At 59.4% G+C, this 6027-nt stretch carries 6 protein-coding genes and 1 pseudogene; 3 read left to right on the forward strand and 4 right to left on the reverse strand.

Annotation, left to right across the window (positions count from 1 at the left end):
• Window positions 1–123: 123 nt before the first annotated feature.
• Window positions 124–1128 (reverse strand): ATP-binding protein, encoded by a 1005-nt coding sequence (locus NGJ44_RS22860; RefSeq protein WP_251866008.1) that lies wholly within the window; start codon window positions 1126–1128, stop codon window positions 124–126.
• A gap of 498 nt (window positions 1129–1626) precedes the next feature.
• Here NGJ44_RS22860 and NGJ44_RS22865 point away from each other — a divergent pair, with 498 nt between their 5' ends.
• A complete protein-coding gene (locus NGJ44_RS22865; protein WP_251866010.1) occupies window positions 1627–2010 on the forward strand; it encodes a helix-turn-helix transcriptional regulator in 384 nt (127 codons plus the stop codon).
• A gap of 16 nt (window positions 2011–2026) precedes the next feature.
• Here NGJ44_RS22865 and NGJ44_RS22870 read toward each other — a convergent pair whose 3' ends face one another.
• Genes NGJ44_RS22870 through NGJ44_RS22880 form a run of 3 tightly spaced genes read right to left on the reverse strand, consistent with a single transcriptional unit; the run spans window position 2027 to window position 4147 of the window.
• On the reverse strand, window positions 2027–2551 hold the full coding sequence (locus tag NGJ44_RS22870) for a helix-turn-helix transcriptional regulator (RefSeq protein ID WP_106097019.1): 525 nt from the start codon (window positions 2549–2551) through the stop codon (window positions 2027–2029).
• 4 nt (window positions 2552–2555) lie between these two features.
• A complete protein-coding gene (locus NGJ44_RS22875) occupies window positions 2556–2831 on the reverse strand; it encodes a hypothetical protein (protein ID WP_058982471.1) in 276 nt (91 codons plus the stop codon).
• 59 nt (window positions 2832–2890) lie between these two features.
• The gene (locus tag NGJ44_RS22880; protein ID WP_006764051.1) at window positions 2891–4147 is read right to left on the reverse strand and encodes a tyrosine-type recombinase/integrase; all 1257 of its coding nucleotides are present in this window, start codon (window positions 4145–4147) and stop codon (window positions 2891–2893) included.
• A gap of 608 nt (window positions 4148–4755) precedes the next feature.
• On the opposite strand from NGJ44_RS22880, the gene sul2 reads away from it, so the two are divergent.
• Window positions 4756–5571, forward strand: a complete 816-nt coding sequence (gene sul2, locus NGJ44_RS22885; protein ID WP_251866012.1) for a sulfonamide-resistant dihydropteroate synthase Sul2 — start codon at window positions 4756–4758, stop codon at window positions 5569–5571.
• Between the two features lie 86 nt (window positions 5572–5657).
• Window positions 5658–5900, forward strand: a pseudogene (gene glmM / locus NGJ44_RS22890) (phosphoglucosamine mutase); the annotation flags it as partial.
• Window positions 5901–6027 lie beyond the last annotated feature (127 nt).

Here is a 6027-nt window from a genome sequence, read left to right on the forward strand (position 1 = left end):
CGCCACGATGCTCTTGTACCAGACGCACGGCGCGGTCACGGACTTCCGGGGAAAACTTGTTCTGCTTGCTCATAAGGGCTCCATTCTCTCAAAGGTTGGAGCCTCCGCAAAACCCGGGGCAATTCACTCGCCCGTAAAGCCGGCAGGCTGATTGAAGTCACGAGTCACGCCAGCAATTTTGCCTCTGGCATAAATGCGAACCCCCATCATTTCTTCGTTCTTGTATGCCTCCTTGGCCATTCCCAGCCATCCGGATACCGGAAGAATCGAACCGTCGTCAGCAATTACTGGCCGACTCGACAGTTCTATCTTGGAGCCAGGGAGCAAAGGTATGTCTAAAGGGTTGACCTTGACGGCCTTTGCCCCATCGTTCGTTGCATCGAGGATGAGGATCTTGAAATCCGGCTTGGCAAAGGTGAACCGGACGGCCAATTGCCGGAGGAACGTTTCAAGGTCGGGCACTCGTTTTGCAAGAAAGGCCGTAAGGCGAACTCGTGTGCCAGACTTCTTGCTCCAGGTCCGGTCGTCGTCACCGACCTCCAACGGCACGGCTTCGTCATCGTCGGTGACGATTTTGTCGAAATCCATGAAAAAATGGGTCACCGCATAGCCGTGCTTGGTCTTTGGGCCACCGGCTGACCAAACTTCGATGCGACGGCAGATGCCGAACGGCGCGAGCTTGCCAATCCCTTTGCGTCCCATCACTGGGCGTTTCTTGTTGCGCGACCTGCTGCCGTCTTGACCCTTGCGAGTCCGGCGGTCTGCACCGACGCGGAGATAGAAGTCGGTGGCCTCTTCCGGGGCCATTCCATGCCCGTCGTCCTCGACGTCGATCACATAGCCCAAATCCTTGAGTTGGCCTCCGGCTTGGGAGGCCAACTGTATGCCCAAGGGCAGACGTACCGTGACCGTCTCCGCGTCCGCGTCGTAGCTGTTGGCGATCAACTCGGCAACCACTGCACTGGCCTTGTCGTACAGCTTGACGCCGAGTTTGTCGACGGTGAGCCTGGAAATGCGTAGGTGATAAGGAGATTCTGCCGCCGTTGCCTTTTCAGTCACGTCTGCTTCGATTCGGCGACGAGGTTGGCTACTGCTGACTGAAGCTGCGCGACGAGGAGATGTAGCCATCAACGACTCCGGAATTGGTTACGGGCGGTTGCCGTCTTCAGTTTTTAGTGGCGACTGCCGCATGCATACGCAGCATACGGTATTATCGCATGATTGCCGTCAGGAGCCGACTATGTCTACAAGGGCGGGAAAGCGCCAACCCGCGTCGGCGGGTCCGGTCGTAAGGCGCGCCTTTTCGATGCAAGAGGCAGACGCAGAGTTGATCGAAACTTTGAGGTTGCGCTACGCCACCTTGGGTCTGCTTATGAACCAAAGCGAAGTAGTCCGCGTCGGGCTACATGCATTAGCGCGAATGGCCGATACAGACCTAGAAGCATGCGCGTCGAACCTAGAACGCCTCGCCGCCTCAGGTCGTGCAAAGGCATCAAAATAAGGTCGATTTTCGAGGGCACGAGAGACTATCCCTCAGCTCGCAACCGCACTGAACTCGCTGGGGCATGCCACTGCAAGTTGTCCCGATAGGTACGGAACTTCACCATGTCTCCATGCAACGAGCTCATGGAGTCCAAGGTGGAACAACTATCGCAAGCATCCAGCGCAGCCAACATCGATGCCGGCCAGTCCCTCCCCTTCCCAGGGACAGAGGCCTATGAGGAGCTGCCGCAGTTTCCGAAGCATAGCCCCCTTCCCTTCCGACGCACCATCCGCCGCCAGGAACTGCGGTTGATCGTCCCCTTGGCTGAAACGACGATCTACGAAATGGAGCGCCGCGGTGAGTTCCCGCGCCGCTTCAACCTGACGCCGCGCTGTGTCGTGTGGGACTTGGTCGAAGTGGAAGCGTGGATTGAGCAGCGCAAGCAAGCTCCTCGCAGCGGCGTCTCGAAGCCCGATGTCCATCAACGGAAAACCCGCCCTGTTCGGGCGGGTTCGAGTGAGGAATGAAGCCGAGCCACTGCGCTTATCCCACCAAGGCGTCCAATTCCTTGGAAGCCGAGCGCGGCAACCGCCGACCCTCTTTCGCCACATTGACCTGCAAGGCCACCCGCGCCACCTCCTGAACGTCCCTGGTCAGCGAATAGCTGCCCTTGGCCTGCAACCAGGCCAGCACGTCCGCCAGGTGCCAGATCGACGCACTGCCTTCATGCACCGGCGCCGGAAAGCTGCCCGGATGGGCCAACATCAGCTTGCGCATGTTCTGCCGCGACACGCCGACGATCTCGGCCACATCGGTCAACCCGACGAGATCCGGCGCCACCTCGATCAACCTGGCCGACGGCACGGCGCTGCGCACGTCGGCCAATGCACTGCGCACGGCCGCGTCCGCACTGTCCGCCTCTCGGGTGAACTCCAACGCCAGCCGCCCCGGCTGGCCGATGCCGACCAGGGCATCGTCGCAGCCGGCCTCGCCCAGACGCTCGACCAGGCCATCCGGGTCGCTGTCGTCTTCGGTGAGCTGGTATTTCAGGGTGAAGGTGTATTCCATCTTGCTACTCCTCGGCGCCACCATCAGCCTCGTGCTGCTCGCGATGCGTGGTGCAGTTGTCCACGACGCGCCGAAGAGCGCGTGCGTGGTTGCCAGGGTTTTTCGGCGTGCTCCATACGCTGGTGATGCAGAACTCGCCGCAGCGACACTCCTCATCGTTGTACGGGCAATAAATCCGCCCCCAGGCGTGGCTGCCACCGACTTCGACGCGCCAGCCCTGCCCTTCGGCGTGCCTGAGAGCTTCCTCGACCTCTTTCTTCGGATGAGAGGGACGGGCCATCAATGATCTCCAGTATGGGGATGTCTGGGAGGGTTGTCAAGTGACAACCCGCTCGCCTGTCAGGCCGTCGCACTCAGTGCCGGCACTACCACGTTCTCCGGCATCAGCTTGGGTACGTAGGTCTGCCCGTCGATCCAGGCATCGACCATGTTGGCCCACTCTTGCAGCATGTGACGCCGCTGCTCGGCGTACTCGGCCTTGTTGTAGATCGAGCGCGAGGAACGGCCGTCTTCGTGCGCCAGGCACTTCTCGATCCAATCACGGTTGAAGCCGACTTCGTTCAGCAACGTCGAGCCGGTGCGGCGCAGATCGTGGACGGTGAACGGTTCCAAGGGCAGGCCCGCAGCTTTCGCCCGCTCCGCGACGATCTGCGTCACCCGGTTCAGGGTCGCGTTCGACATGCAGCGGTCGGCGTCATAGCGCGACGGCAGCACGAACTTGGAGCCAGCCGCGCAGGTGTGCAGCGCCACGAAGATGTCGAGCGCCTGGCGCGACAGATAGACCACGTGAGGATTGCGCCCCTTCATCCGCTGCTTCGGAATCGTCCAGGTCGCGTTCACGAAATCCACCTCGTCCCAGGTGGCTTGAATCAGCTCGCTCTTGCGCACCAGCGTCAACAAGATCATGCGCAGCGCCAGCCGGATGGTCGGATAGGTCGCCACGGATTCCATCTGTCGTGCCATCAGTCGGATCTCCAGCGGCGACAAGGCGCGATCCTTCGGCACGAAGGTCGCAATGGAGGCGGCCCCCACGTCCTCGGCCGGGTTGTCCACCTTCTCGCCGTGCAGGATGGCGAAGGCGTAGACCTGCTTCACGATGTCACGGATGTGGACCGCGGTGGCAGGCGCACCACGCCCCTTCACCTTGTTGCAGAGGGCACGCAGGTCATCGGCGGTGATTTCGTTGAGCTGCCGGTTCTGGAAGGCCGGCAGGATGTCCCGATCGACGATGCTCTTGCGCATCGCCTTCGTGCTGTCGGCCATCCGTGCGCCCGCCAGCCACTTCTCGGTCACCTCGCCAAAGGTCTTGGCGGCGGTCAGGCGGCGCTTCTCGCGCTGCTTCTCCAGTGCGGGGGACTTGCCTTGGGCGACGGCCTTCTTGGCGTCGATCAGCTTTTCACGGGCCAAGGCAAGCGAAATGCCGGACGGTCCATAGCGGCCGATGGTCAACGTCTCGCGGCGACCGTTGAGACGGTAATCGTAGCGGAAGGTGACGGTACCGGTAGGCGATACCGTCACGTACATCCCATCGCGGTCGGAAGCCTTATAAGTCTTGGACTTAGGCTTGAGATTGCGCAGTGCGGTGTCGGTAAGCATCGAGGTTTTTCCTCCTGTTCGTGACGGCTTTTACCGTCAGGGGCCAGGAGACCTGCTGATGCTCGGAAAGCCGCATAAAACCAGCTTTCCCGAGGAGACTTTTACCGTCAAAGACCGGTTAGGTCTCAATAGTGAACAGGAAGGTCTTGATCCGGCCTCCGGCTCTTACCGCCACTTTTACCGCCGACTTGTTCTGCTGGCCGGCGATAGCCACCGATAGTCGCTGCGACGTATTTATCTAAAAATCAATACGTTACGGCGTATTCTCGATAGCTAGCGATAGTCCCCGAAGGACCTGATTTCACTCCCACTCTATTGTAAACAAGACATTTTTATCTTTTATATTCAATGGCTTATTTTCCTGCTAATTGGTAATACCATGAAAAATACCATGCTCAGAAAAGGCTTAACAATATTTTGAAAAATTGCCTACTGAGCGCTGCCGCACAGCTCCATAGGCCGCTTTCCTGGCTTTGCTTCCAGATGTATGCTCTTCTGCTCCTGCAGCTAATGGATCACCGCAAACAGGTTACTCGCCTGGGGATTCCCTTTCGACCCGAGCATCCGTATGAGACTCATGCTCGATTATTATTATTATAGAAGCCCCCATGAATAAATCGCTCATCATTTTCGGCATCGTCAACATAACCTCGGACAGTTTCTCCGATGGAGGCCGGTATCTGGCGCCAGACGCAGCCATTGCGCAGGCGCGTAAGCTGATGGCCGAGGGGGCAGATGTGATCGACCTCGGTCCGGCATCCAGCAATCCCGACGCCGCGCCTGTTTCGTCCGACACAGAAATCGCGCGTATCGCGCCGGTGCTGGACGCGCTCAAGGCAGATGGCATTCCCGTCTCGCTCGACAGTTATCAACCCGCGACGCAAGCCTATGCCTTGTCGCGTGGTGTGGCCTATCTCAATGATATTCGCGGTTTTCCAGACGCTGTGTTCTATCCGCAATTGGCGAAATCATCTGCCAAACTCGTCGTTATGCATTCGGTGCAAGACGGGCAGGCAGATCGGCGCGAGGCACCCGCTGGCGACATCATGGATCACATTGCGGCGTTCTTTGACGCGCGCATCGCGGCGCTGACGGGTGCCGGTATCAAACGCAACCGCCTTGTCCTTGATCCCGGCATGGGGTTTTTTCTGGGGGCTGCTCCCGAAACCTCGCTCTCGGTGCTGGCGCGGTTCGATGAATTGCGGCTGCGCTTCGATTTGCCGGTGCTTCTGTCTGTTTCGCGCAAATCCTTTCTGCGCGCGCTCACAGGCCGTGGTCCGGGGGATGTCGGGGCCGCGACACTCGCTGCAGAGCTTGCCGCCGCCGCAGGTGGAGCTGACTTCATCCGCACACACGAGCCGCGCCCCTTGCGCGACGGGCTGGCGGTATTGGCGGCGCTGAAAGAAACCGCAAGAATTCGTTAACTGCACATTCGGGATATTTCTCTATATTCGCGGTTCAGCAGGCATGTCCCCTTTGAGGGCGACCCGACGACAGGATAATCGACCTTATGGTGCGCAAATATTTCGGCACAGACGGTATTCGTGGCAAAGCCAACGAAGGCGCGATGACGGCGGAAACCGCCTTGCGCGTCGGCATGGCGGCTGGCCGTGTCTTTCGTCGCGGTGACCACCGCCATCGTGTCGTGATCGGCAAGGATACGCGCCTGTCGGGCTATATGCTTGAACCCGCGCTCACAGCCGGTTTCACCTCGATGGGCATGGACGTATTCCTTTTTGGCCCGCTGCCGACAACGTATAGGAAGAATAAACGCCCTTTTCACCCAAGTCCAACAGCTTTGGACCGCAGTTGACTCTTTCGACACCCCTGCGATGCAACCCAATCCGGCTGACGGGGAGCCAGCAACGCTGAAAATTTAC

The sequence above is a fragment of the Achromobacter sp. Marseille-Q4962 genome, from assembly GCF_943737005.1.
In the GTDB taxonomy this organism is placed as follows: domain Bacteria; phylum Pseudomonadota; class Gammaproteobacteria; order Burkholderiales; family Burkholderiaceae_B; genus Achromobacter.

What these genes read in the sequence shown, in the direction of transcription:
- NGJ44_RS22875 (WP_058982471.1), bottom strand. Translation starts at nt 2,831, where the DNA reads ATGGCCCGTCCCTCTCATCCGAAGAAAGAGGTCGAGGAAGCTCTCAGG.
- NGJ44_RS22865 (WP_251866010.1), top strand. Translation starts at nt 1,627, where the DNA reads ATGGAGTCCAAGGTGGAACAACTATCGCAAGCATCCAGCGCAGCCAAC.
- NGJ44_RS22870 (WP_106097019.1), bottom strand. Translation starts at nt 2,551, where the DNA reads ATGGAATACACCTTCACCCTGAAATACCAGCTCACCGAAGACGACAGC.
- sul2 (WP_251866012.1), top strand. Translation starts at nt 4,756, where the DNA reads ATGAATAAATCGCTCATCATTTTCGGCATCGTCAACATAACCTCGGAC.
- NGJ44_RS22860 (WP_251866008.1), bottom strand. Translation starts at nt 1,128, where the DNA reads ATGGCTACATCTCCTCGTCGCGCAGCTTCAGTCAGCAGTAGCCAACCT.
- NGJ44_RS22880 (WP_006764051.1), bottom strand. Translation starts at nt 4,147, where the DNA reads ATGCTTACCGACACCGCACTGCGCAATCTCAAGCCTAAGTCCAAGACT.